At 48.8% G+C, this 25,486-nt stretch carries 24 protein-coding genes and 1 other annotated feature; of the genes, 22 read left to right on the forward strand and 2 right to left on the reverse strand.

The window, feature by feature from the left end; genetic code table 11:
• Nucleotides 1-16: 16 nt before the first annotated feature.
• The 6 genes from AOA63_RS04390 (at nucleotide 17) to AOA63_RS04415 (ending at nucleotide 5,987) form a co-directional block, all read left to right on the forward strand.
• Nucleotides 17-454 carry a cell division protein SepF gene (locus AOA63_RS04390; RefSeq protein ID WP_020374590.1) on the forward strand — a complete coding sequence of 146 codons (438 nt, stop codon included), beginning with the start codon at nucleotides 17-19 and terminating at the stop codon, nucleotides 452-454.
• Nucleotides 451-741 (forward strand): YggT family protein, encoded by a 291-nt coding sequence (locus AOA63_RS04395; protein WP_053958565.1) that lies wholly within the window; start codon nucleotides 451-453, stop codon nucleotides 739-741. Before AOA63_RS04390 ends, AOA63_RS04395 begins: the two co-directional genes overlap by 4 nt.
• A gap of 15 nt (nucleotides 742-756) precedes the next feature.
• Entirely contained in the window at nucleotides 757-1,224 is a 468-nt protein-coding gene (locus AOA63_RS04400) for a DivIVA domain-containing protein (protein WP_053958566.1), read from the forward strand.
• Between the two features lie 311 nt (nucleotides 1,225-1,535).
• Nucleotides 1,536-1,748, forward strand: a binding site (T-box leader).
• A 36-nt stretch (nucleotides 1,749-1,784) separates the two neighbouring features.
• Nucleotides 1,785-4,520 (forward strand): isoleucine--tRNA ligase, encoded by a 2,736-nt coding sequence (ileS, locus tag AOA63_RS04405; protein ID WP_053958567.1) that lies wholly within the window; start codon nucleotides 1,785-1,787, stop codon nucleotides 4,518-4,520.
• On the forward strand, nucleotides 4,520-4,987 hold the full coding sequence (lspA, locus tag AOA63_RS04410) for a signal peptidase II (RefSeq protein ID WP_053958568.1): 468 nt from the start codon (nucleotides 4,520-4,522) through the stop codon (nucleotides 4,985-4,987). The genes ileS and lspA overlap by 1 nt, the downstream gene beginning before the upstream one ends.
• Nucleotides 4,968-5,987, forward strand: a complete 1,020-nt coding sequence (locus AOA63_RS04415) for an RluA family pseudouridine synthase (RefSeq protein WP_053958569.1) — start codon at nucleotides 4,968-4,970, stop codon at nucleotides 5,985-5,987. The genes lspA and AOA63_RS04415 overlap by 20 nt, the downstream gene beginning before the upstream one ends.
• On the opposite strand, the gene AOA63_RS04420 is transcribed toward AOA63_RS04415, so the two are convergent.
• Entirely contained in the window at nucleotides 5,970-6,923 is a 954-nt protein-coding gene (locus AOA63_RS04420; protein ID WP_053958570.1) for a mechanosensitive ion channel family protein, read from the reverse strand. The genes AOA63_RS04415 and AOA63_RS04420 overlap by 18 nt on opposite strands.
• Nucleotides 6,924-7,207: 284 nt before the next feature.
• On the opposite strand from AOA63_RS04420, the gene pyrR reads away from it, so the two are divergent.
• The 9 genes from pyrR to pyrE are packed head-to-tail and all read left to right on the forward strand — an operon-like array spanning nucleotide 7,208 to nucleotide 17,278.
• Entirely contained in the window at nucleotides 7,208-7,765 is a 558-nt protein-coding gene (gene pyrR / locus AOA63_RS04425) for a bifunctional pyr operon transcriptional regulator/uracil phosphoribosyltransferase PyrR (RefSeq protein WP_053958571.1), read from the forward strand.
• A complete protein-coding gene (locus tag AOA63_RS04430) occupies nucleotides 7,765-8,682 on the forward strand; it encodes an aspartate carbamoyltransferase catalytic subunit (RefSeq protein WP_053958572.1) in 918 nt (305 codons plus the stop codon). Before pyrR ends, AOA63_RS04430 begins: the two co-directional genes overlap by 1 nt.
• Nucleotides 8,672-9,976 carry a dihydroorotase gene (locus tag AOA63_RS04435; RefSeq protein ID WP_053958573.1) on the forward strand — a complete coding sequence of 435 codons (1,305 nt, stop codon included), beginning with the start codon at nucleotides 8,672-8,674 and terminating at the stop codon, nucleotides 9,974-9,976. Before AOA63_RS04430 ends, AOA63_RS04435 begins: the two co-directional genes overlap by 11 nt.
• Nucleotides 9,973-11,061: a carbamoyl phosphate synthase small subunit gene (locus AOA63_RS04440; RefSeq protein WP_053958574.1), complete on the forward strand. Its 1,089-nt coding sequence runs from the start codon at nucleotides 9,973-9,975 to the stop codon at nucleotides 11,059-11,061. Before AOA63_RS04435 ends, AOA63_RS04440 begins: the two co-directional genes overlap by 4 nt.
• The gene (carB, locus tag AOA63_RS04445) at nucleotides 11,054-14,266 is read left to right on the forward strand and encodes a carbamoyl-phosphate synthase large subunit (RefSeq protein ID WP_053958575.1); all 3,213 of its coding nucleotides are present in this window, start codon (nucleotides 11,054-11,056) and stop codon (nucleotides 14,264-14,266) included. The genes AOA63_RS04440 and carB overlap by 8 nt, the downstream gene beginning before the upstream one ends.
• Nucleotide 14,267: 1 nt before the next feature.
• Nucleotides 14,268-15,047: a dihydroorotate dehydrogenase electron transfer subunit gene (locus AOA63_RS04450; RefSeq protein ID WP_082343741.1), complete on the forward strand. Its 780-nt coding sequence runs from the start codon at nucleotides 14,268-14,270 to the stop codon at nucleotides 15,045-15,047.
• The gene (locus AOA63_RS04455) at nucleotides 15,047-16,003 is read left to right on the forward strand and encodes a dihydroorotate dehydrogenase (protein WP_053958576.1); all 957 of its coding nucleotides are present in this window, start codon (nucleotides 15,047-15,049) and stop codon (nucleotides 16,001-16,003) included. Before AOA63_RS04450 ends, AOA63_RS04455 begins: the two co-directional genes overlap by 1 nt.
• The gene (gene pyrF, locus AOA63_RS04460; RefSeq protein ID WP_053958577.1) at nucleotides 15,993-16,706 is read left to right on the forward strand and encodes an orotidine-5'-phosphate decarboxylase; all 714 of its coding nucleotides are present in this window, start codon (nucleotides 15,993-15,995) and stop codon (nucleotides 16,704-16,706) included. The genes AOA63_RS04455 and pyrF overlap by 11 nt, the downstream gene beginning before the upstream one ends.
• On the forward strand, nucleotides 16,703-17,278 hold the full coding sequence (gene pyrE, locus AOA63_RS04465; protein WP_053958578.1) for an orotate phosphoribosyltransferase: 576 nt from the start codon (nucleotides 16,703-16,705) through the stop codon (nucleotides 17,276-17,278). The genes pyrF and pyrE overlap by 4 nt, the downstream gene beginning before the upstream one ends.
• A 3-nt stretch (nucleotides 17,279-17,281) precedes the next feature.
• On the opposite strand, the gene AOA63_RS04470 is transcribed toward pyrE, so the two are convergent.
• Nucleotides 17,282-18,865, reverse strand: coding sequence for an Rqc2 family fibronectin-binding protein (locus AOA63_RS04470; RefSeq protein ID WP_053958579.1), 1,584 nt, complete (start codon nucleotides 18,863-18,865; stop codon nucleotides 17,282-17,284).
• Nucleotides 18,866-19,049: 184 nt separating this feature from the next.
• Here AOA63_RS04470 and AOA63_RS04475 point away from each other — a divergent pair, with 184 nt between their 5' ends.
• From AOA63_RS04475 to AOA63_RS04500, 7 genes are all read left to right on the forward strand, one after another.
• The gene (locus AOA63_RS04475) at nucleotides 19,050-20,534 is read left to right on the forward strand and encodes a DHA2 family efflux MFS transporter permease subunit (protein WP_053958580.1); all 1,485 of its coding nucleotides are present in this window, start codon (nucleotides 19,050-19,052) and stop codon (nucleotides 20,532-20,534) included.
• Between the two features lie 137 nt (nucleotides 20,535-20,671).
• Nucleotides 20,672-20,875, forward strand: coding sequence for a hypothetical protein (locus tag AOA63_RS04480; RefSeq protein ID WP_020374608.1), 204 nt, complete (start codon nucleotides 20,672-20,674; stop codon nucleotides 20,873-20,875).
• A gap of 19 nt (nucleotides 20,876-20,894) precedes the next feature.
• A complete protein-coding gene (gene pyk, locus AOA63_RS04485) occupies nucleotides 20,895-22,622 on the forward strand; it encodes a pyruvate kinase (RefSeq protein WP_053958581.1) in 1,728 nt (575 codons plus the stop codon).
• Nucleotides 22,623-22,664: 42 nt separating this feature from the next.
• A complete protein-coding gene (locus AOA63_RS04490; RefSeq protein WP_053958582.1) occupies nucleotides 22,665-23,504 on the forward strand; it encodes an aminotransferase class IV in 840 nt (279 codons plus the stop codon).
• A gap of 36 nt (nucleotides 23,505-23,540) precedes the next feature.
• Nucleotides 23,541-23,699 carry a hypothetical protein gene (locus tag AOA63_RS19685; RefSeq protein ID WP_171822608.1) on the forward strand — a complete coding sequence of 53 codons (159 nt, stop codon included), beginning with the start codon at nucleotides 23,541-23,543 and terminating at the stop codon, nucleotides 23,697-23,699.
• 35 nt (nucleotides 23,700-23,734) lie between these two features.
• Nucleotides 23,735-24,199, forward strand: coding sequence for a tRNA (cytidine(34)-2'-O)-methyltransferase (locus AOA63_RS04495; protein ID WP_053958583.1), 465 nt, complete (start codon nucleotides 23,735-23,737; stop codon nucleotides 24,197-24,199).
• A 34-nt stretch (nucleotides 24,200-24,233) separates the two neighbouring features.
• Nucleotides 24,234-25,295: a sodium:calcium antiporter gene (locus AOA63_RS04500; protein WP_242848273.1), complete on the forward strand. Its 1,062-nt coding sequence runs from the start codon at nucleotides 24,234-24,236 to the stop codon at nucleotides 25,293-25,295.
• Nucleotides 25,296-25,486: the final 191 nt, after the last annotated feature.

Genomic DNA, 25,486 nt, shown 5'->3' on the forward strand with positions numbered 1-25,486 from the left:
GTGAGGAGGGGCTATCGTGAAAGCAGGTATTGTAGGGAAATTTCTTAATTTTGTCGGGCTCGAAGAGGTTCAGGAAGAGGAACTGGACACGCAACAAGTTGCGGCCGCTTCCGATTGGGAAGATGAGGTTCCACAAAAAAAACGGGGGAGTTTAGTGAGCTTGCCGGGCACCCGAGGATTTCGGGTGGTGGTCATGCATCCGAGAACGTTGGAAGATGGTCAGGCTATAGCCGATCAAGTTAAAGGCCGCAGACCCGTTATTGTCAATTTAGATTTAGCTGAAGAGCGTGCCGGTCAGAGGCTTTTGAATTTCCTTTCAGGGGTTGCGTATGCTCTGGACGGAGGATTGCGAAGAGTTGGAGACAATATTTTTCTCGTGACCCCCAATAATGTTGAAGTCGCCAGTGAAGATCACGATGAAGCGCCAGGATGGACACGGAGCTTAAATAAGTGAGTATAATTTTTACACACTTAGCAGAAACTGTGCATATTCTGCAAGACGTGTTCTATGTCGTGCTGATGATCCGGATTGTTGCCTCTTTTTTTCCTCCCCGGACGGCGGGGCTGTGGGACAAAGCAACGTTTATTTCAACGCAGCTAACTGAGCCGATTTTAGCCCCGATCCGGCGAAGGGTGCCGTTAGTCGGGATGTTGGATTTATCGCCATTGATTGCGTTTTTTCTAGTGGATATTGCATCCTATCTTTTAGTTACGTTATTTTTATATCTGGCAAGGTTTTAAGCGCGGGAGGATTTTATGCCACTGACACCTTTAGACATCGTAAATAAAGAGTTTAAACATGGATTTCGTGGATACAATGAAGACGACGTCAACGAATTTCTCGATGAAATTGTTCGCGACTATGAAGCATTAATTCGAGAAAACGACGAATTGAAGGAAAATACGTCGGGAATGACTGAGCGTCTTGAACAGTATCGTAAACTGGAAGCAACCTTGCAAAACACTCTGGTGATTGCGCAGCAGACTGCAGAAGAGGTCAAAGCGGCAGCGCGAAAAGAAGCCGAACTAATTGTTCGGGAAGCAGAAGCCAAAGCCGAAGAGATTGTTCGCAATGCCGAAGCACGCGTGCGTGAAGCAGAAAACCAATTGTCTCAACTGCGCTATGAGACAGAAAAGTTTCGTGCCCAAATTAAAAGTCTGTTAGAGGCTCAATTGCGGTTGGTGACTGAAGGTCCTTTATTACAAGCTGCTGTAGAATCGTAGACGTGAAGCGGGATTGCCCAAACAGGAAAATGTGTTAAAATAACTGAAAAAATCCGGTCTGATCTCATTCTCAGTCCATGCTGAGAGAGGTTTTAGTGGATTTGTCCGGTAGGTCATTCGTGAGTGTTTTCAAAATGGGTTTTGTCGTTTCAGATGGAGAACCGAAACAATCGGTAGCGATGCCCCTGAGATGGGATAAAATGTACGATGTCTAGCCAGACAACCGATGCCAAAACAGGATTGTTATCGAATTGAGTTCAAAAATCTATCTCACCTCGGTAGGGATAGATGACAGGAAAAATTTATACTTCGTTAACACGATGACTGGGACACGGGTCGTGGGACTGATGGCATAGAGAACTGAGCAGATGGTGGAAGCCAGTCCAAAAGTCCACGAACTCATCCCCCAGGAGTGCTCGGGCGAAACACACAGTAGTTCGAGCCGGTTATGCCCGTTATGCATCTGAGAGCCTGATAGCTTGGTGTCAGGAATGAGGGTGGTACCGCGGCGCAACGTCCCTTTTTGACAGGGGCGTTATTTTTTTTGGTGGAGGGACACTATGGATTACAGGAGCACATTACGTTTACCGAAGACAGCGTTTCCTATGAAGGCCAACTTGCCGGGGCAAGAACCGCAGTGGTTGGAAAAGTGGACGAAGGACAATATTTATCAAATGCAACGCCAAGAACGCGCTCATGAGAGGAAATTTGTCTTGCATGACGGGCCGCCATATGCCAATGGTGACATTCATACCGGGACCGCATTAAATAAAATTCTCAAAGACATGATTAACCGGTATTGGTCGTTGGCGGGATTTGATGTGGCCTATGTTCCGGGATGGGACACCCATGGATTGCCCATCGAAATGCGCGCACTGAAAAAGCTCGGGGTGTCTCAGCATCAAATCGATCCTTTAGCGTTGCGAAAAGAGTGTGCAGAGGTGGCGCGTCATTACATTCATGTGATGACCGAAGAATTCCAACGCTTGGGGGTGATGGGAGACTGGGAGCATCCCTATATCACCATGAGTCCGGAGTATGAAGGCGCTGAACTAGAAATTTTTGCCTCTATGGTGGAAAAAGGGCTCATTTATCGGGACTTACGGCCGGTATATTGGTGCCCGCACTGTGAAACCGCATTAGCTGAAGGCGAAATTGAATATCATAACCATAAGTCGGATGCCATCTATGTAGCATTCCCGGTCAAGGATGGAAAGGGAATTTTGCCGGACAATACCCGTGCTGTGATCTGGACGACGACACCATGGACCATTCCGGCTAATGTGGCGATCAGCCTTCATCCGGATTTGTTATATGTGGTGTTAGAGACAGAACAAGATGGCCGGGTCTTAGTGGCGCAAGATTTGACCGAGCGTTTAATTGCACTGATGAACTGGAACGTGGTCGGAAAATATGGACCATGGGCGGGACGTGAACTAGAAGGCATCGTTACGCAACATCCCTATTTACACCACGATGTTCCTCTCATTCTTGGAGAACATGTGACCAGTGAAAGTGGCACGGGCCTTGTGCACACAGCGCCTGGGCATGGGATGGAAGACTTCGAGGTTGGTAAATCTTATCAATTGCCTATCGTTCAACCCCTCAATGACCAAGGACGATTTGTCGAGGGTACGCCTTTAGTCGAAGGACTATTCTATCAGGATGCCAATGCGGTAGTCATTGATCGGCTTAGGGAGGAAGGGCATTTAGTTAAACATGAACCCCTAAATCACCAGTATGCGTACTGCTGGCGGTGTAAGAATCCGGTCATTTTTCGGGCCACCAAGCAATGGTTTTTGTCTATTGATAGGTTACGGGATAGTCTTAAAGAAGCTACCTATCCGGTGAAATGGGATCCCGACTGGGGCGGGGAACGCATGCGTCAAATGGTCGAAAATCGCCAAGACTGGTGTTTGTCGCGGCAGCGTGTCTGGGGAGTGCCTATCCCAGCATTTTATTGTGAAGAATGTCACTCGGCGATTTTAGAACCGTCCCTAATTCGCCATGTGGCTCGCATTATTGCTCAAGAGGGTTCCGATGCGTGGTGGGAACACCCGGCCCAGTATTTCCTACCTGAGGATTACCAGTGTCCTTATTGTGGAAGCCATGAGTTAACTCAAGAACATGATGTGTTTGATGTGTGGATGGATTCGGGATCTTCTCAAGCGGCGGTATTAGCCGGGCATGCCAATTTAACATGGCCTGCGGATGTCGTGCTGGAGGGCAACGATCAATATCGGGGTTGGTTTAATAGTTTGTTAACAACCGCGGTAGCTGCTAAGGATGAGGCACCTTACCGCATGGTATTGACGCATGGCATGGTTCTCGATAAATCCGGTCAAGAAATGCATAAATCGCTCGGGAACACCATCGATCCGCTTGATATTGTCAATCAGTACGGCGCGGATATCTTGCGGCTGTGGGTAGCCAGTTCCGAGTATCGCAATGATGTGAGAATTTCCGATGAAATTCTCCGGCAGTTGTCGGAAAGTTACCGGAAGATCCGTAACACATTTCGGTTTTTGTTAGGAAATCTCGCCGATTATGAGCCCACGGCAACGCGCCCCACACTGGAAGATCCCTTAAACCGCTGGATGGTTCACGTAATCAATGAATGGATGGGGGAAGCGCGAACCGCTTATGAATCGTACACCTTCCATCAAGTGGTGCACGGCTTGGTTCGGCTCGTAACAACGGAATTGTCCAGTTTCTATTTGGACGTCATCAAAGACCGTCTCTATACATTGGCTAGGGATAATCCGTTACGGCAGGAAACAGTGCATGTCTTAAAATATATTGCTGATGTATTGGTCCGTGTTATTTCGCCTATCTTAGTCTTTACGAGCGATGAAGTGTACCAGTATCTTCCTAAAGAACCGAACGCGCCAGTGTCTGTCCATTTATTGCGATGGCCGGAACCTTGGGCGATTGGCTATGGTCGTGACGAAAAAGATCGGATGTCTCGCCTTCTAGGCTATCGTGAAGTCATTCTCAAAGCGCTCGAAGGTTTACGAGCTAACAAGACAATTGGAAACTCCCTTGAAGCCATGGTTCATTTAACTGTCCCGACAACCGATCCGGTCCTGAACGATGAGGACAGACGCCTTCTGACTGAAATGGTTATGGTTGCCCATATTGATGCAGGGCAAGGATCAGAATTGGCGTGCCATGCCGAGAAAACATCATGGCCACGGTGTGAACGGTGTTGGCGGTATACACCAGATGTGGGCAATCACCCGGATTATCCCGATCTATGTGAGCGATGTTACGACGTGTTGAAGGAGAGTTTGTAATGTCCAAATCGGGTTTGGGCATTGTTGTGATTGGAATAGCGATTTTAGTGTCAGACTTATTTATTCAATCTCGCGTTTCCGCCACGATGGTGCCCGGTCAGAGTATTCCTCTTTTACCGCCGGTTTTGTCTTTGACTTACGTCTTGAACAATGGGGCAGCGTTCAGTCTTTTGCGAGGCGGAACGCCCCTCTTTATTCTTGTGGCGTTTGCGCTCTTAATAGGGATTGGTATTTACACCTGGCGACATCCCCACATGCCGTCTTTGATGGTTATTGCCTTGGGATTATTGGCGGGCGGTTCGGCCGGAAATTTATGGGATCGAATCATCTGGGGACGCGTTATTGACTACATTCATGTCATCGATTGGCCAGTTTTTAATTTAGCCGATTCGGCCATAGTGGTGGGCATGGGTTTACTCGTCTATTATTATTGGAGGCTAGACAAAAATGGCGAGTCTTCATCCTAAGACACCAACAAGCTTTCAGGTATCTTCTGACATGGTAGGGAAGCGACTGGACCGGGTAATCTACGAATGGAATCCGGAACATTCCCGAACATTTTGGCAACGGCTGATTCAACAAGGGCACATTCGCCTTAATGGGCGGGCAGTGAAATCGGGAACTATTGTTCAAACAGGCGATGAGATCACCATTGATTTCATCGACCTGCCCGCCCCCCTTCCCCCTCTCATCGAAGGGAGCGTCGATACCAAATGGATTGTGTACCAGGATGATTATTTGATTGTTGTCAATAAACCGAGACAGCTTGTGGTGCATCCGAGTCGCGGTCACGAAAATGACAGTGTGGTGCACCGGTTATTGCCACTTCTTCCCTATCAAGGTGAAGACTTTAGGCCGGGTGTGGTTCACCGCTTAGACCGGGATACAACCGGCCTTTTGGTCTTGGCTCGTAGCGAAGATGTCAAGGCAAAATTGTCCCAAATGATTCAACAACGCCAAGTTCATCGGGATTATATTGCGGTAATTCAAGGACACATGACTCCGAGCCATGGCATTATTGATGCGCCTATTGGGCGACATTTGCGCAACCGTTTGAAAATGGCTATTGTGAAAAATGGTCGGGAAGCAAGAACCCGCTATTATACCTTAGCCACTTGGGGATCCCAAAGTTTAGTGCAATTATCCTTAGACACGGGACGAACGCACCAGATTCGCGTTCACCTCAGTTCTATGGGTCATTATGTTATTGGAGATCCTTTATATGGCCCTACCTCGGAAACAGGTCCGGGGCAATTACTGCATGCGATGCGACTAGCATTTTTACATCCGGTGACCCAGGTCCCGTTGTGTTTTTGGACTTATCCTCCTAGTGATTGGAAAACGATGATACAAGAGGATGAACCCGTGGACATTATCTCACCATCCGTCTTTCACGCATCCATTCCTCCTTGTCCTGATATCAGCACACGTCAGTTACTCATAGAGGGTTTAGGGCTTCTGATCTAATGGGAGAGCATTCGCGGGAGAACTTGTCTCATTTGGGGCCAGCGGTTTACTGGATTTTTGAATAATAGGGACAAGATGTGCAAAGATTTGATGCCGAATCTCGTCGTCCGCACGTAGTTTAGTGTCCACGACAATTAATAGTGAATAGGTTGTAGGGGTTACATCTACGATTTGCGGTTTTGTGCCGACATACCCTAATGCTTGCAACATTTTTTCCACTTTGGGCAATAACTGATTGGGGTCTAAGGAAATATCGACATCAAATCGCATACGCAAAATACGACGATTTGTGCGCGAAAGATTTTCCACAGCTGCTTGAATGATTATGCCATTAGGGACAGCCATGATAGGGCCAGTGTCGGTAAGAACGGATGTATACATAAGCGTGATATCGACAACCACACCTGAATATACCGGTTTGGTGGCTTCATGGGGGAATGACGGAACTAACATAGGATATTGCCAGGCGACGAAATTAATGCGGTCACCGACTTCAAAAGGATGAAAAATTAGTAGGGCAATACCTGCAATAAGATTGCCAAACATTGTTTGCCCGGCCAACCCGATGATGGCCGTAACAAATGCGCCGCCAAATACGACCGATGAAAGGCCCACACCAAATGCCGCTAATACGGACAAAATCACCGCTAATAACAAAAAAAGACGAATAATAAACCGTAAAGAGGTTGTGCTTTTGGCACCAAGTGTTCGGGAAATCAATTGGAACAAATATCGTTCCAAAAGGTAAGAAATGGCACCACCAATCATCAAGACAATCAATGCCTTCATGGGTTCGGCCACGGATTTAGGCAAATGCAGCACGCCTTTTGCCTGATCTACAAGAACTGCTAGCAAGATTCCTACGATAAACAATACCAGAATTAAAATACCGGTTTTGCGCCAAAGTCGTTTGAGATCGCCGTTATGTTCAGCCATCTGCTCCTCCTTAACATGTTACACGTTTTTACCCTACCACAATTTTTATCGGAGGGTAAACTGTGGGCTTTTATCCAGCCGGGATGGATAAATTTCGCGAAATCCGTCAAATTCACCGATAGGCCTCTTTACCCCCGGGACTGAGTGGATTATTATAGGAGTTGGGTACACTTCCTTTAACACCAGTCCCGTGAGGCTGGAAAGGGGCAAATACCAAGATTTTTTGCTCTGGCCTTCGGGTGGCTAGAGTATTTTTTTTGGCTAATTGCCCAAGGAGGGTTTTTATGAAACAGGTCGCCCTGTTGATGGACGAAGATGCAATACGGCGCGCACTGATGCGCATTGCTCATGAAATTGTTGAGCGTAACCACGGTGTGCACAATGTGAGTTTAGTAGGGATTCGCAGACGGGGTGTGCCCCTAGCCGAACGCATTGCCGCAAATTTGGCCTTGATAGAAAATGAAACACTGCAGGTGGGGATTCTGGACATCGGGCTGTACCGCGATGATCTGGCGCACCGGCCTTTTGCGCCAGTGAATCAGACATCGATAAAAAGCGCAATGATTGATAAACGCGTGGTGGTATTAGTTGACGATGTGCTTTATACCGGGCGTACGGTGCGTGCCGCACTAGATGCCCTATCAGATTTTGGGCGGCCTAAAGCCATTCAATTAGCGGTCTTAATTGACCGGGGACATCGTGAATTGCCCATCCGAGCCGATTATGTTGGCAAAAATGTTCCCACCGCGCGGTCAGAGCGTATCCATGTGGAAGTGCAGGAAATTGACGGGATTGATCGCGTATATGTGGAAAAAGTTCCCGTGATAGAAGGAGAGGAATAATGCGCGACTTACTAACATTAGAAAGTCTCTCCGGACAAGATATAGGGGATTTACTCGATCTCGCGCAGAATATGGCCGAAATATTGGACAGGCCGATTAAAAAAGTTCCGACATTGCGCGGAAAATCTATTGTGAACCTCTTTTTTGAGCCCAGTACCCGGACGCGCAATTCTTTTGAATTGGCTGCGAAATATCTCAGTGCTGATGTCATAAATGTGCAGAAATCGGGTTCGAGCGTTGAAAAAGGGGAAACGTTATGGGATACTGCTCGCAATTTATCGCAAATGGCAGTGGATGCCGTCATCATTCGTCATCAGGTATCGGGAGTTCCTCAACAGTTAGCGGAAATTCTTGATATTCCGGTAATCAACGCGGGCGACGGCAGTCATGAGCATCCGACACAAGGTCTTCTCGACGCGTTGACACTGCGTCAGGCCAAAGGACACGTGGCGGGACTGAAAGTGGCGATTGTGGGGGATGTGTTGCACAGTCGGGTCGCTCGCTCTGATATTTGGGCATTGTTGGCGCTTGGAGCCCGCGTGAGCATTGTAGGCCCACCCAGTCTTTTACCTAGTACCTATGAAGAGTTGGGCGTGGAGGTTACCACCGATTTGAAAGAAGCCTTAGCAGATGCCGATGCCATTCAAGTGTTACGGTTGCAAAAGGAACGGCAAAGTACGGGTGAAATTCCCTCATTATGGGAATATCGATTGCGCTGGGGCATCACTCGAAAAACTCTACAGTATGCCAAACCAGATGCTGTGGTTCTTCATCCTGGTCCACAAAATCGTGGAGTCGAAATCGATTCGGATGTTTTGGATTCTTCCCGGTCCTATATCTTGCAGCAAGTGCGCAATGGGGTGGCGGTCAGAATGGCCGTGCTATTTCGGTTATTAGGAGGTGGCCATGACGAATAAGGCTGAAACGTGTTGGCAGATACAAAATGTACGAGTGATTGATCCTTTCCGAGGCATCGATAGTGTGGAAGATGTGTTTGTTGTTAATGGCCAAATTGCAGAACGCGCGACGGCCACTGATTGTCGGGTCATCAACGCTCGAGGACTATGGTTGGTGCCACGGCTTACCGATATGCATGTTCATTTCCGTGATCCGGGACTGGAATATAAAGAAGACTTATTCTCAGGGAGTCAGGCTGCGGCCGCTGGGGGATTTACCGTGGTGTGTACCATGCCTAATACGCGTCCCGTTGTTGACATTCCCAGTTTAATTCATTGGCAAATAACCCGGGCTAATGAAATTGGCTTAGTGCATATTTTGCCCATTGGCGCGATTTCCAAAGGCCAACAAGGATCAGAACTGGCTGATCTCTATCAGATGGCGGAAGCTGGAGCGGTAGGGTTTTCTGACGATGGGCATCCCCTTGTGGATAGCCGCATTATGCGTGCAGCCTTAAGTTATTCCAAAACATTAGGGCGTCCCATTATTCAGCATGCCGAAGACCCATTGTTAGCTGCAGGCGGTGTTATGCATGAGGGGAGCATTTCTCACCAACTGGGCCTAGCGGGGGCACCCGACGAAGCGGAATCGGTCATGGTGTGGCGTGATGTCGAACTAGCCGGTTTAACCGGTGGCATCTTGCATGTGGCGCATATTTCCTCTCCGGGTTCATTGGAAGCGTTAGACTATGCTAAGCGCCGCGGGTTACGAGTGAGCGCTGAAGTGGCACCACATCATTTATTTTTGACCGACGAGGCGGTACGTGAATGGAATTATAATCCAGTCACCAAAGTTAATCCGCCTTTACGGCCGGACACTACCCGGCAGTTATTAATTCAAGCGGTAATAAAAGGACTTATTACCGTGATCGCGTCCGATCATGCTCCTCATCATGAGGACGAAAAGAACCAATCATATAAAGAGGCGCCATTTGGCATTAGCGGCTTAGAAACCTTTATTGGTACGATCTTCCGGGTGTTTTTGGACGCGGGGCTACTTTCTCCATTGCATCTGTTTCGGCTTATTACTGTAGGCCCTCAAGACGTGTTGGGCCTTGATTATCCAGGCCTAATTCCCGGGGCGTCAGCAGACCTTACCTTGATTGATCCTCAAGTAACGTGGACTGTCGATGGACAACAATTTTATTCTCGGGGGAAGAATACGCCTTTACAGGGGACAAAACTTAAAGGGCGTCCAGTCGCCACGATGCTAGACGGTCGATTTACCATGCGGGATCAGGAGGTGCTTGTGTGAAAGGCGCATTGTTTTTTGAAGACGGGACAATTTTCGAGGGACGATTGATCGGGGATATTAGCCGAGGTGTAGCGGGGGAAGTTGTTTTTAATACCGCGATGACCGGTTATCAAGAGATTTTGACTGACCCCTCATATTTTGGCCAAATTGTCGTTTTGACCTATCCCCTTATCGGGAATTATGGGACTTTCGCTGACGCGGCGGAATCCCTATTTCCGTGGGCCGAAGCGGTTGTTATCAAACATGATACGCCCATTCCCTCTCATTTTGGAGGCGCCGAAAGTTTTGATGCCTATCTCAAACGCTATCACAAATGTGGATTAGCGGATGTGGATACGAGGGCGCTCACATTGTATATTCGGCAACGGGGAACCCAACACGCTGTATTGGGACCGATTGAGATGACGCAAGAACAACGAGAAGCCCTGTTTGCCGGAATTGACCTGTCTCAAAGTGTCTATCAAGTGACAACACCCCAGGCATATTCTTTGGGTCATGACAGTGATGGACTCCATATCGTGGTGATTGATTATGGCGCGAAAAATTCTATTATGGCGCAACTCGTGAAACGCAACATGCGGGTGAGTGTGTTGCCTTGTACGGTAACTCCCGAAGAATTGGCTCATTACGCGCCCGACGGCATTGTGTTATCAAATGGTCCGGGCGATCCCAGTGATTTTACGGACCTGCTTCCAACCGTGCGCTACGCCATTGATCATTATCCTACCTTGGGTATTTGTCTTGGCCATCAACTGATTGGTCTGGCTGAAGGAGCGCCCACATATCCTTTAAAATTTGGCCATCATGGAGCTAATCATCCCTTATTAGACCATGTAACGGGAAAAGTGTTGATCACATCACAAAATCATGGGTATGCCGTGGATCCGGCGCCGCTTTTGGACCGCTACCGCATACGATTGACCAATTTGCATGACCAGACCGTCGAAGGATTTCAGCATAAAGATAAACCGGTTCTCACTGTGCAGCATCATCCGGAAGCGGGTCCAGGACCTTGGGATTCTCATTACCTGTTTGATGAATTTTTAGATACGGTCATTCAACGAAAGGGGTTAGCGAATGCCTAAACGATCGGATATTCATAAGGTCTTGGTCATTGGTTCGGGACCGATAATCATTGGTCAAGCGGCCGAGTTTGACTATGCTGGTACCCAGGCGTGTCGGGCCTTAAAAGAAGAAGGGCTGGAAGTTGTCTTAGTCAACAGTAATCCGGCCACGATTATGACCGATTTATCGGTCGCTGATGTTGTCTATTTAGAGCCTCTTACGGTATCTTTTCTCGCCTATATCTTAGGGAAAGAGCGACCTGATGGGGTATTGGCCACGCTAGGTGGCCAGATGGGCTTGAATTTGGCTTCGGAACTAGGGCGTACGGGGGTTCTCACTGACCTCGGTATTCCTTTGTTAGGCACTCCCTTGTCGGCTATCAAAATGGCTGAAGATCGGGAAGCCTTCCGGAATTTGATGATCGAATTGGGCCATCCCATTGCCAGAAGCCGAACGGTTACCACAGTCGAAGAAGGTATAGTATTTGCCCAGGAGATTGGATATCCAGTCGTTCTCAGGCCTGCCTATACCTTGGGGGGAACGGGGGGAGGCTTTGCCCATAACGACGAAGAATTGCTAGAACGCTTACCCCATGCGCTCGCCTTAAGTCCTATTACTCAAGTTCTCGTGGAAGAATCGATCGCCGGATACAAAGAAGTCGAGTATGAAGTCATCCGGGACCAGGTTGGTAATACCATTACGGTTTGCAATATGGAGAATTTTGATCCAGTCGGCATTCATACTGGTGACTCAATTGTTGTGGCGCCCAGTCAAACCTTAACGGATTATGAGTACCAAATGCTACGTACGGCAGCCATCGACATTGTTAGCCATTTAGGAGTGGTAGGAGGCTGCAATGTGCAATTTGCCTTACATCCCGATGGACGTTACCGGGTGATTGAAGTGAATCCCCGGGTTTCTCGGTCGAGTGCTCTAGCCTCAAAAGCGACCGGCTATCCGATTGCCCGGATTGTCTCCAAAATTGCAATTGGGTTGACTCTGCCCGAAATCGCTAATCCCGTGACAGTGAATACCACAGCCGCGTTTGAACCGGCTCTCGATTATGTTGTCGTCAAAATTCCCCGGTGGCCATTCGACAAGTTTCCAACGGCAGAACGACGGCTAGGCACTCAAATGAAAGCGACGGGAGAAGTTATGGCCATTGACCGTACCTTCGCTGGGGGGCTGCAAAAAGCTGTGCGATCTTTGGAAATTAAGCGCATCTCGCTGAGCCGGCCCGACTTGGAGACACGTTCCGATGAGGAGATTTGGGCGGGTATCGTCGATGTGACGGATGAACGCTTGTTTTTCGTTGCCGAGGGTCTCAGACGCGGATTTTCTGTTGACGAGATTGCTCGGCGTACGGCCATTGATCGCTGGTTTGTGGAGGGAATTGCTGACATTATTGAGACCGAATCATGGATCTTGCAACATCCAGACCAGTGGCTCGAGCGTGCTCGCGAACTTAAACAAAAAGGTTTTGCAGATCGACGGATTGCAGAATTAATTCATTCTACCGAAGACGAAGTCCGGCGTCTGCGCATCCTTCATGGCATCATACCTACCTACAAAATGGTGGATACCTGCGCCGGTGAATTTCCTGCTCAAACTCCTTACTATTACGCCACCTACGAGGAACAGAATGAGGCAGAACCTCTTGACGGCCCGAAAATTCTCGTAATTGGGTCAGGGCCTATACGGATCGGTCAAGGCATCGAATTTGACGCCGCAAGTGTTTATGCTCTGAATGCTTTGCGACGGTTGGGTTATAAAGCGATTATGGTAAACAATAATCCGGAAACAGTATCAACTGATTTTAATGCGTCAGACCGTTTGTATTTCGAACCGATTACGCTAGAAGATGTTTTGAACATCGTCGACTGGGAAAAGCCTGATGGCGTAGTCGTGCAATTTGGTGGACAAACAGCTATCAATTTGGCGGAAGCGCTCACAAGACATGGGGTAAAAATCGTTGGAACCGATTTAAGAGGCTTGCAACAAGCGGAAGACCGGGAATTATTTGACGAGCTATTAGAGGAACTGCACATCAAACGACCACCTGGGTTAGCCGTGACAACCCCGGATCAAGCTTTTGAAGCCGCCGAAAAAATTGGGTTTCCGCTTCTAGTCCGTCCCTCGTATGTGCTAGGGGGACGAGCCATGAAAATTGTCGAGGACCGGGGACAATTAGAACGGTACTTGCAGGAAAACCACGAAATGGGAGCCGACCAGCCTCTTCTGATGGACCGCTATATGAGTGGACTCGAGTTGGAGGTCGATGCTGTGAGTGATGGACGGCGTGTTCTTATTCCGGCCGTCATGGAACATGTAGAACGGGCTGGGGTGCATTCTGGGGACTCTGTGGCTGTGTTGCCACCCGTGCGCGCTTCCCACAGTATTATTGACCAAGTTGTCGATATTTCAACGAAACTCTGTCGCGGTCTCGGTGTGAAGGGACTGTTAAATATTCAGTTTGTGGCGGTAGATAATCAAGTCTATGTTATCGAAGCCAATCCCCGCTCTAGCCGAACCGTCCCCTTTGTCATTAAAGCCACTGGCGTACCCTTAGTGGATTTAGCGATGGAAGCCAGTCTTACCGGTCATTTTGATGAGCGATGGGGTGAGGGGCTATTAGCGGCGCCCGATCATTTTTCCGTGAAAATGCCCGTATTTTCCTTTGCCAAACTTGGACAGGTCGATGCTATCTTAGGTCCTGAGATGAAATCAACGGGCGAAGTTATGGGGATTGACCATGACTTTTCTAGCGCCCTTTATAAGGCGTTGATTGGCGGGGGATTCCGCTTACCCGCGGGAGGAAAAATTTTGGTGACGATTGCTGATGCCGACAAAGCAGAAGCCTTACCCTACTTACGTGAATTAGCAAACTTAGGTTACCGGTTGTATGCGACTGCCGGGACTTTGGCCATGTTATCGGCCCAAGGGATTCCTGCCACGCCTGTTTACAAAATTCGGGAACGACGCCCCCATTTGGTGGATCTTATCCACCAAGGCCAGTTTGATTTGGTTATCAATACGATTACCGTCGGCGGAGATCAGGAACGAGAAGGATTTCTTATTCGTCGGGCAGCTGTGGAGCAAGGCATCTTGTGTTTTACCTCGCTTGATACGGTCCGCGCCGCCATCGAGGCCCTGAAAGGTCGGCAACGGCAAACATTTTCAGTGCATCCCTTAAATGAATGGTTGCACGTAGGGCAGGTGAGATAGTATGGCGATCGGGAATACCTGGTCCAAAAGTCCCATTATCGAACGGAATGAAGTGGCAGACGGGCACGTGGAATTGATATTAAAAAGCCCGGAACTGGCGAAAGCCATTCCGGGGCAATTTGCCCACGTGTTGACACCGGGAATGTTAAGACGCCCTATCTCGTTTTCTCGTTTGGACACCATTCACGGCGAAGTGGGCATTTTATTCCAAATTGTCGGTTCAGGCACCCAGTGGTTGGCGGAACGTCAAGTGGGAGAGGAACTCGATGTGTTAGGCCCGTTAGGACACGGCTTTCCCGCTCCGGATCCGTCAAGACCGTGGGTGCTGGTGGGAGGTGGTGTCGGCATTCCGCCTTTGTATAGTGCGGCTCAAGCGTGGATCTCAACCACCAAAAATCCACCTTTTGTCATTATCGGGGCGCGTAAATCCGCGTGGGTATTGATGGTAGAGGATTTTAAGGCACTTGGATTGCGGATTGAAGTGACGACCGATGATGGCAGTGCAGGTCATCATGGTACCGTTCTCGGACCGCTTGAACAGTGGTTAAGCCGACATGAGAATGCGCAAGTGTATGCATGTGGTCCGACACCAATGCTGAAAGCTATTGCTAACCTGGCTCATGAACACATAACGGCTTATTTGGCGTTAGAACAACGCATGGGGTGTGGGATTGGCGCGTGTTTGGCCTGTGTGGTGCCGGCGAAAGGAGAACGGGGTCTATCTTACCGGAGAGTGTGTACAGAAGGTCCCGTGTTTCGAGCAGAGGAGCTGATGTGGTAATGGATTTGCGCGTAGTTTTGCCAAGGGGGTTGGAATTGAGTAATCCGGTGATGGCTGCATCCGGAACCTTCGGTTTTGGCCCAGAGTACAGCCAATTTGTCAACATTGATGCTTTGGGCGGTATCAGTGTCAAAGGGGTATCACCAGAACCGTGGACCGGCAATCCTCCTCCGCGAATATGGGAAACACCGATGGGACTTTTGAATTCCATTGGATTACAAAATCCCGGGGTGGATGTTTTTATTGAAAAGGATTTGCCATTTTTAAGACAGCATCAACCGCGTGTGATCGTCAACATTATTGGTCATACAGTAGATGAGTATCAACGGGTCGCTGAACGGCTCAATGGACTCGATGGGGTACATGCCTTGGAAGTGAATATTTCCTGCCCTAATATCAAAGAGGGTGGCATGAGCTTTGGACAGGATCCAGACCAAGCCTATGCCGTGACCCACGCAGTCCGACAAGTCACCAACCTGCCTATTATGGTCAAATTGTCTCCCAATGTGACATCACCAGTTATGATTGCACAAGCCATCGAGGCAGCCGGGGCCGATATGATTTCCGCGATTAATACCCTTGTCGGATTAGCGATTGATATTGATCATAGGCGTCCCGCTTTGGGGGGCATCACAGGCGGGTTGTCTGGGCCAGCGATTAAACCAGTGGCCTTACGTATTATTTATGAAGTTGCCCAAGCGGTTCACATCCCCATTATAGGAATGGGGGGCATTGCCAGTGCTACTGATGTCTTGGAATTTTTAATGGCTGGAGCCAGTGCCGTTATGGTGGGGACCATTACCTTTCAATTTCCAGACCGGATGAATCAAATTATTAACGAACTGCCTCAGGTACTCGAGTCCCATGGATTTACGTCATTGCAAGATGCTGTGGGAGCGGCCTTGCCCGGGAAATCCATGTGGCCTCCTCAAGAGGAGATGACATATGAATCCTAACCCAGCAAATCTTCAGCCCACGCGTTTTTGGATTGCGTTAGACGTGCCTGACCAAAAAGTGGCCGAACAATGGATGGCCCGCTTTCCTAATCATAAAGACTATAAAGTTGGGATGGAGCTGTTTTACCGAACGGGACCGGATGTTATTAAAAAATGGATTGGGGAAGATGGCCTATCGATCTTTTTAGATCTCAAATTGCATGATATTCCCAGGACCGTAGCCGCAGCCATCTCACAGCTCGATGAGCTTGGGGTCAGTTTGACCACGATTCACTTGATGGGAGGCCGGGCCATGTGTGAAGCGGCAGTTCAGGCCCGGACCCAGTTAAGTATTGTGGGGGTTAGTGTTTTAACGAGCTTGGGCAACGATGATTTAACGATGATCGGAATCTCATCAAACGTGGCTGACCAAGTTACGCGCTTAGCTGCTATCGGTAGGGATACGGGACTTGACGGGATCGTCTTATCAGGGCAAGAGTTAATAGTTCTGAGCCCTTTGTGGCCTGGGGCACGGTTTGTTGTACCTGGCATTCGAAAAGCACCAGATCCATCAAATGATCAAAAACGGGTAATTACTCCAGAAAAAGCCGTCAACTATGGAGCAACGGATTTAGTGATTGGCCGAACATTGCTGCAGGCCAAGGATCCCCAAGCGACATATCAAGAATTGACTAAATTATTGCAAGGGGGCAAAAAGTCGTGAGCGCAGCCGGAACGTTGGAGGATTTACGGGAGATTGGGGCATATTTGCAAGGACATTTTCTTTTGACTACGGGTCGTCACAGTGACACGTTCTTTCTATTGGCCCGCTTAACCGAACGACCCGACAAATTGCGCGCTTGGATTTCACTGCTACAAGAACAAATGCAGGATATCTCGGCTCGTACAGTCGTCGGACCCGCAATGGGAGGCATTCTGCCGGCTTATCAATTGGCGGCCCTCAGACCATCCAATCGGGTGATCTTTGCTGAAAAGGGTGAGGGAGGAAACATGGTGTTTCGCCGGGGTTTTCAATTAGAAAAAGGGGAACCGGTAATTATTATCGAGGACGCGGTGACCACCGGAAGTTCCGTCAACAAGGTGATTGATGCGGTGAGGGATCAAGGAGCCCATGTAGCTGCCATCGGGTGCCTGGTTAACCGGACCCAAGACCAAAGGGTTCCCTGGACAGTACCGTTTTTCTCGGTCTTAAATGTTAGCGGCATTCAAAACTGGGCTCCGGATGACTGTCCCTTATGTCATCAGGGGATTCCTCTGACAAAACCCAAACAGTAATACTTAATCGATTAATTTGTCATGCGTTGCTCCTAAACGCCTAAGCCGTTCGGGATCAGGGGTCACGTAGAGCGTTTTTTCGCGTTCATAAAGCACTTGCCCTATGTCGGCATGCGGGCGTTTTCGAACAAATTTGCGTTTAGTGTAATCCACAGCCACCGTTGATGAGTGCTTGGCCGGACTGTAATAAGCAGCGAGATGGGCGGCATCCAACAGATCATCGAGGTTAGGTTGGCGTTTTCCACTAAACAAAATCACATGCGATCCCGGCGCTTGTTTGACGTGAAACCACAAATCATCCGGTCGGGCTCGGCGCATGGTTAATTCCTGATTTTCTTCACGGTTACGTCCGACAAAAATGTCAAACCCGCCGGTGCTAACAAACCGCCGAAATGGCTGATTTTCCAGGTGTTTGGATCGCGCCGGCGAAGCGACCTGTTTTAATTCATCGCGGTAATATGATGTGGGATGATTTTGTTGGGCCAAACTCAACGCTTGTTCAGCGTGGGTGAGTTCTTCCCGAAGAATTTCCGCAAGGCGGGTACTGGCGGCAACGCGACTTTTGGCCTTTTTGTACAGTCTATAGCAATGTTCTGCCATCTCTGCGGGGGTCTTATCCTCCGGCAGCGCGAGAGTAACGAAGCGTGAGGGATCAGCAAAGGAGGGAATGGTGAGCTCCTGGTGATTCTTAAACTGATACTGATAGGCCAACCACAAATCACCTTCATCTTTCCATTTTTCTACCTCCTCCTGCTGACTTTGTTCGGTTTCAGCCAATTTGGTGCGTAGATGCTGCACCCGATCTTTCCAATACGCTACGAGTTGTTGTTGTAGGTTGATGCGCAACCGTTCCTGTTCTTTCTCAAAAAATAGATTGTCCAGGACTTTATCAGGATTTTCCACGAGTTCAGCATGCCACCCTGGCAACGGAAAAACCCATAAATCTTGGATTTTGTCTTGGCGAAGGAGAACAAATGGAAGGGTGGACGTTGTGTATTGCTGGCAAAACGCGTCGAATGGCCACTGCCCGGGTTCTGGCACGAGTTTGCGGATTAAAGGCGAGATATCGCTGAATTGATGGGTTTGGCAGGCATTGGGTAACGGGGCAGGGGCTTGGTAGAGTTGACCAGGGCGAATGATTCGCTGGTGGTTTTTGTCCTGAAAGTGACGCAAGGCTTCCAAAATTTTATATTCGGAATCGAGTACGATGAGATTGGTTACGTGACCCGTAAGCTCGATGACCAAATAGCCATAGCTAGGCTGTCCCCAATCATCAGTCCAATGCACTTTAAACCACAGAATTCGATCAAATGCCGGCGTAAACACGGCGTCAATGGTTAAGGGCAAAAACCGCGCAAAAAGAGGATGAGTCGCTTTGGGCAACTCAAAGCGGTGATGAGTTTCATGTATGCGGGCAAGCCCGGGTGTGAAAGCTATTAAAATGAAAAGTTTTTCGTGGGCATCTTTGTGCCATCCTTGGAAAACCACGTGCGTTTTATCTGCCCAAGCCGAGGAGAGTTCGACATCTTGCCAGCGTGTATTCCAGTGGCGGGCTAATCGCTCAAGTAAAAAAGCATCAAAAGGCATTTTGAACCTCCGGAACAGATTTCACGAACTGCGGTTGAGGCCGTATTGAATGCATTGTACGATTTTGTCGTAGGGATGAAAAGAGTACGGTATAGTAGTAGATTTGTCAATGTAATGGTGGGATAATATCTCCGTAACTCGATCGGACTATTTGAGAAAATTTTCACAACAGGGAGGTGCGAAAGTGGCAAGAGCAACCGGACTCCGGGAAATGTGGCAGGCGTTGCCTCTGGAACGCTTCACCTCCCGGGAAAATTACATCTGGTTTGTGGTAGCGACGGTCTGTATTGGCGCATTTATGGCGGCCTTAGATGCGAGTATTGTCAATGTCGCGCTACCCGACTTGACCACATATTTCCACGCTAGCGCGTCGATGGTGAGTTGGGTTTTAATCGCCTACTTACTCACGTTAGCGACGCTCTTGACGCTTTTTGGACGATTAGCTGACATGTTAGGGCGACGGCCCTTGTACACATTTGGATTTCTGGTATTTATTATTGGTTCCGCAGCATGTGGGGCTGCGGTGAACTTGCCTATGCTGATTGTTTCGCGTGTCTTTCAAGCGGCAGGTGCGGCGATGTTGCAGGCGAATTCGGTGGCAATTATCACAGCAGCAGTGCCGGCGTCGGTAAGGGGACGGGCAATTGGATTTCAAGGTTCGGCACAAGCGATTGGATTGTCGTTAGGCCCGGCAATTGGAGGCGCTTTAGTGGGTCTATTTGGATGGCGGGCCATTTTTTATGTAAATGTTCCCGTGGGACTTTTAGGAACAACAATGGCCGCAATGATTTTGCCAAAAGATAAGTTGTCCGGTCATAAAGCAACCTTCGATTGGTGGGGCACATTGTTAATGACACCTTTTTTGGTGTTAGTAATGCTCGCCTTAACGGAAGGTAACAGTTGGGGATGGTCATCTCCCGCTATTCTAGGCATGTTTGCGGCCGCTGTTTTGTTATTGATTGGATTCATCTTCCGGGAATTATCGTTCCGCGCTCCTCTTGTCGATATGCGTTTGTTTAAAATTCCCGTGTTTAGCGTAGGAAATTTCACTGGCTTGTTATCGTACTTGGCCATGTTTGGCGTATTGTTTTTGATGCCTTTCTTTTTCGAACGCGTACTCAACTATAGTTCGGCGGTATCAGGGCTTATCTTAACGGCTGTGCCCTTAGGCATGACTGTGGCGGCGCCGAAAGCGGGTGCTTTGGCGGATCGTTATGGGCCTCGGCTTCTAACAACATCCGGGATGGCTTTGACCGGTTTGGCATCGCTCTTCTTAGCTTGGACCTTATCGCTAAGGCCCAATGTGACCATGATGGTTATTGAATTGGTCTTAATCGGTGCTGGTCTTGGGATCTTTACTCCGCCTAACAATTCGTCTGTCATGGGAAGTTTGCCGAGTTCGCGTCTAGGCGTCGGGGGCGGTATTTTGAATATGGCGCGATCCTTAGGCATGGCGATGGGGACGGCATTGTCCGGTACCATGCTGGCAGTATTTTTGATGGCTAATGGCGGCGTCGAAAATCCAGGAGGTCCCAAAGGGCCTTGGATTCCGGCCACACGCTACGCTTTGTTTCTTCTGGTGGTGTTGTCCTTTTTGGCCGCTCTCCTATCCGTATTTCGGGTAACACAGAAAAAATCACCCGCGGAAAAGATGCCCTTGGAATGGTGAGAGATAATTTGGGAGTCATGACATCAGCGAGTTTTCGGTGAAGTGCCAGACAATGACGGCCTGCTAGTTGTTCTAGTAGGCCGTCCATTGTATGCTTAACGTATATTGACCAAACGCGCTGCCAGGAGGGTACGAGGATGTGGACTGTCGTATATATTGCTCCGACGAAGACAATTGCAGAACGGATTCAAGGCATATTGGAGAATGAAGGGGTTTTGGTCCACCTGAAGACGGTCGAATTAGATGACAACGATCGTGGCAGTATTGAAATTCAAGTTCCTGAAGGCGAAGCAGAAGAAGCAACAGAAATCATCACGGAACATCTTGGTCGATTACGATAATGAGTAAAGGAGTTCCTATGTGAGACGTACAAAAATTGTCGCGACGATTGGTCCTGCTTGCGATGATCCCCAAGTCATTGCGAATATGATCCGGTCGGGTATGGATGTCGCACGCTTAAATTTGTCGCATGGCGATCTGAAAACTCACCGGCAACGGATTCAGCTTCTACGTGATATCTCGCATCAAGTGGGCACTGAAGTGGGAATTATGCTTGATACGTGTGGTCCCGAAGTGCGTTTAACGCATCTTACCCAGCCATTAACTCTTAAGCAAGGCGATACGTTTGTCTTAACCAAGACGCCTGAACCGGGTGCCTATCAGGCCGGAGTCACCTGGGATGGGATTTTTGATATGATTGAGCCCGGTCACTTGCTTTGGATTGATGATGGAAATATTGTGATGCGTTGTGCGGATCAAAAATCCGATGCACTCCGCTTAGAAGTGGTGGTCGGAGGCCTTCTTCAAAACCGAAAAAAAATTAGTTCACCGGATCTGACATGGCCTCTAGACATTTTGACTGACACTGACCGGGAAGCCCTTTTAATGGGAATGCAGGAGGGGATGGATTTTGTTGCAGCATCCTTTATTCGCTCCGCTGAGGATGTTGTCACGATCCGTAAATTTTTTGAAGAGAATCACTTTGATGTTTTTCTTATTAGCAAAATCGAGAACCGTGCAGGGGTTGAGAATCTCGCAGAAATCTTGGCGGTTTCTAATGGTGTGATGGTCGCTCGTGGTGATTTGGGCGTCGAACTACCACCAGAGCGCGTACCCTGGCTGCAAAAGGATATCATCGCCCAAGCCAATGAACTGGGTATTCCGGTTGTGACCGCGACTCAAATGCTGGAATCGATGACGCATGCCCCGAGGCCTACGCGCGCTGAAGTATCTGATGTTGCCCATGCGATATGGGATGGATCAGATAGTGTGATGCTGTCAGCTGAGACAGCGTCTGGTCTATATCCGGTGGAATCCATTCAAATGATGGCAAAAATTGCAGAAGACGCCGACAACCGGCGAGAATTTATGACGCGTCGGTCATTGCCCATTACGCGGGTGGCTGATGCAGTGAGTCGTGCTTCTGCGGAGGTGGCAGAGAGTTTAGAAGCCCGAGCAATTTTAACGGTCACGGCGACAGGCTATACCGCTCGCATGGTAAGTCGTTCGCGACCGAGTGTTCCGATTATTGCTATTTCTCCTAATCCCGGTGTCGTGAGACGCCTGAAGTTGACATGGGGTGTGTGCCCTATTATTTCAGAGGATGCGGAGCATTCAGATGATATGGCAGCCAAGGCCATTGAGGCTGCCGCTGACTATGGTTATGTGACGGAAGGAGATCTAGTCGTTCTGACTGCTGGGGTGCCAGCGGGAATTCCAGGAACCACCAACTTAGTCCGCGTCGAGACCGTGTCAAATCCGGTGTTAGTCGGAACAGGATTAGGCTATGGTGAACCTATTACGGCCCCGGTCCGGTTTCAACCCAAAAACCATGAGGATTTGCCTGACGAAGCATATATTGCTGTAGCCGTTGACTTCAATGCCGAAGATAAGGAATTTTTTGCGCACGCCAAAGCCATTATTGCTGAACATAGTGGTAGAACCTCTGATATTGCGGTAGCTGCGGTGACCCTGGGCATTCCGGCTATTGTCGGGGTGCAAGGAGCTAGCAAGCGATTACATAACGGTCAAATCGTCACCATGGATCCGATTCGCGGCGTCATTTATAAAGGGAGGGCAAAGATTTAATTACCACGAGATGACGAATAATCCGTGGGAGGAGGAATGAGGATGAAGGTCTATTTCAATGGTCATGTAATGGATGACCAGGAGGTCCGTATTAGTTTTGATGACCGCGGCTTTTTATTTGCTGATGGAGTATATGAAGTGGTTCACATCTACTCTGGCCACTTTTTTGAATGGGATCGGCACATGGCCCGGCTTGCACGTTCTTTGAAAGGCATTGATTTGGAAGGTATTAATATCGCTGCAGTGACTGAGGGTGCTGGACAGCTATTGCAAGATTTTAAGGAGAAAGAAGGGGCATTGTATCTTGAAATTACCCGCGGTGTCTATCCGCGGGCGCATCCTTTTCCACCAGCAAATGTACCTCCGACAGTGTTAATGTGGATACGTCCAGTCAATCCATTCCCTCAAGAGATGATTGACCACGGCGTGTCAGTGATTACCGTGGCGGATGACCGGTGGGCTAAAGTCTGGATTAAGACGATCGGGTTACTGCCGAATGTACTCGCTAAAGAAAAAGCGCATAAAATGGGAATGTTTGATGCCGTGTTTGTGCGCGATGGAATGGTGACTGAAGCGACCAGTGCTAATGTGTTCATCGTCCGGGAAGGATATCTGCAAACTGCGCCGGTTACGAATTATATCTTACCCGGAATTACACGGGAAGTCGTTTTGGAAATCGCCCAGGAATTGGGACTTCCTACCATACTTGAGCCCTTTTCGGTGGATGATATGCTGGCAGCGGACGAGATTTTTTTGACGGGGACGACGACCGAAATCTTGCCCGTCACAGCCGTAGATGGCCACACGATCAGTGATAAGGCTGGAGAGGTTGCATTAAGGCTCCTGAAGGCCTTTAAGAAGCGCGCCAGCACCGTATCATAACAGCCTTTGCCGGGAAGACTTCCTTCGGGAGGCGAAATGATGCAAGATAGCGAACTTTTGGCAGATGAAGCCCGGGGCTATTTTCTAGCGTTAGCGGATGTATTACGCGAATTAGGGCGAGGCGAACTTTTAGGTCGGCTGGCCGAACTATATATGGATTTCCGGCAAATTGATTATCTTCGCCAACAACCGTAAAAATTAAAGAAAGACAACGAAAAGGAGGGTGGGGGATGCACGTGGTGCTCGTTGAACCGGAAATCCCCCCCAATACCGGCAACATCGCTCGGACCTGTGCAGCGACAAGAACTCATTTACACTTAGTGGAACCACTGGGTTTTTCCATCAGTGATCGTTATTTACGGCGGGCAGGGGTCGATTATTGGGATTTTGTAGAGGTTCATGTTCATCCTGATTGGCAAAGTGTCGTGGACTATTTAGGTCATCCCGAAACTTGGTACTATTTTACTTCACACAGTACGCGATTATATACGGAGGCGCGTTATACTCCGGATTCAGTTCTAGTATTTGGCAAAGAATCTACGGGGTTGCCATCGACATTATTGAAAAATTATCAAAATGCGACGTATGTTATTCCGATGGATTCTCGGGTTCGGTCATTGAATTTGTCCAATGCCGTAGCCATTGTGGTTTATGAGGCATTACGCCAACAAAACTTTGGACCGATGCACATCTAAAGGGTTTTGTTAAAAGAGGCGCTCTTTATCCCATATGGAGTCATTGCTGGTTAGAGCCGCAGATCCGGGACCGGATTCGGGAGCGGGGAGTTTAATGAATATGTCCTTGTTATTGCTCACCGTTAGCGGAATGGTGCTCATCGTTCTGGCAGCGGATTACTTTACGAATGGAGTAGAATGGCTTGGCTATCATCTGCACTTGGAAGAAGGTGCGGTGGGTTCATTATTGGCCGCACTAGGGACAGCATTACCCGAAACATTAGTGCCAGTGATGGCGATCATCTTTGGTCAGGGACATAGTGAAAACGCCATCGGCCTTGGAGCTATTTTAGGAGCGCCATTTATGCTCGCAACAATAGGATTTTCGGTCATTGGGGTGGGGCTATGGGCAAGCCGGCGCAAGATCCGAACCCTAAATGTGCCGACAGCAGGCCCCATGACCGATGATTTAGGATTTTTTCTTTGGGCTTTTGCTGTGGTCGTTCTCGCTTCGTTTCTTCCACGAATTATCCATCCGATTGTGGCTTTGGGTTTATTGGCACTCTATGGACGCCATGCGTGGAAATTGGTAGAAGGTCATAATACTTCTGAACAACGAAATGTGGCACCATCGCAGCCACTTAGACTATCGTCCCGACCTCGGCCGCCGTTGGTGCTGGTAATCGTGCAAGTCGTGTTAGCGTTAATTGGACTTATTTTAGGGGCACATTTTTTCGTGACAGCCCTCGATGGCATCACGAAAATTGTGACCATCTCCCCGTTCTTGTTGTCTGTGATTGTGACGCCAGTCGCAACGGAGTTGCCTGAAGTCCTCAATAGCGTGATCTGGATTCGCCGAGGAAAAGATACTTTGGCGGTAGGCAATGTCACCGGGGCAATGGCGTTTCAATCCAGTATCGTGCCAGCGTTAGGAATCGCTTTCACGCCGTGGCAACTCACTCCACTTGAGATTGCCACGGCGGTTTTGGCATGGTTGGCCGCATTGTGGATTTGGTTGAAAAGTCGCTCCCACAGTCTTCGGGTTATTGAATTATTGACGGCCGGCCTTTTTTATCTGGCGTATATTGGGCTGGTGTTGGCCCTAATTACTCGGTAGCCACAGTACGCGGTGAAGGATATAAGGTTTCGTTTGAAATTTTTTGGTGCCTTTGGGGAACAATGAGAGCACCCTGTAATATTTTCAGATACCGGTAGTATAGGAAAAATCCATGGCACGTTCCAGATGATGGCGAAGGAGTTAGTCACTACTTGACATCCTTCACAAACATAAAAAAGAGGCTGATGACC

The organism is Sulfobacillus thermosulfidooxidans, assembly GCF_001280565.1.
Taxonomy (GTDB): domain Bacteria; phylum Bacillota; class Sulfobacillia; order Sulfobacillales; family Sulfobacillaceae; genus Sulfobacillus; species Sulfobacillus thermosulfidooxidans_A.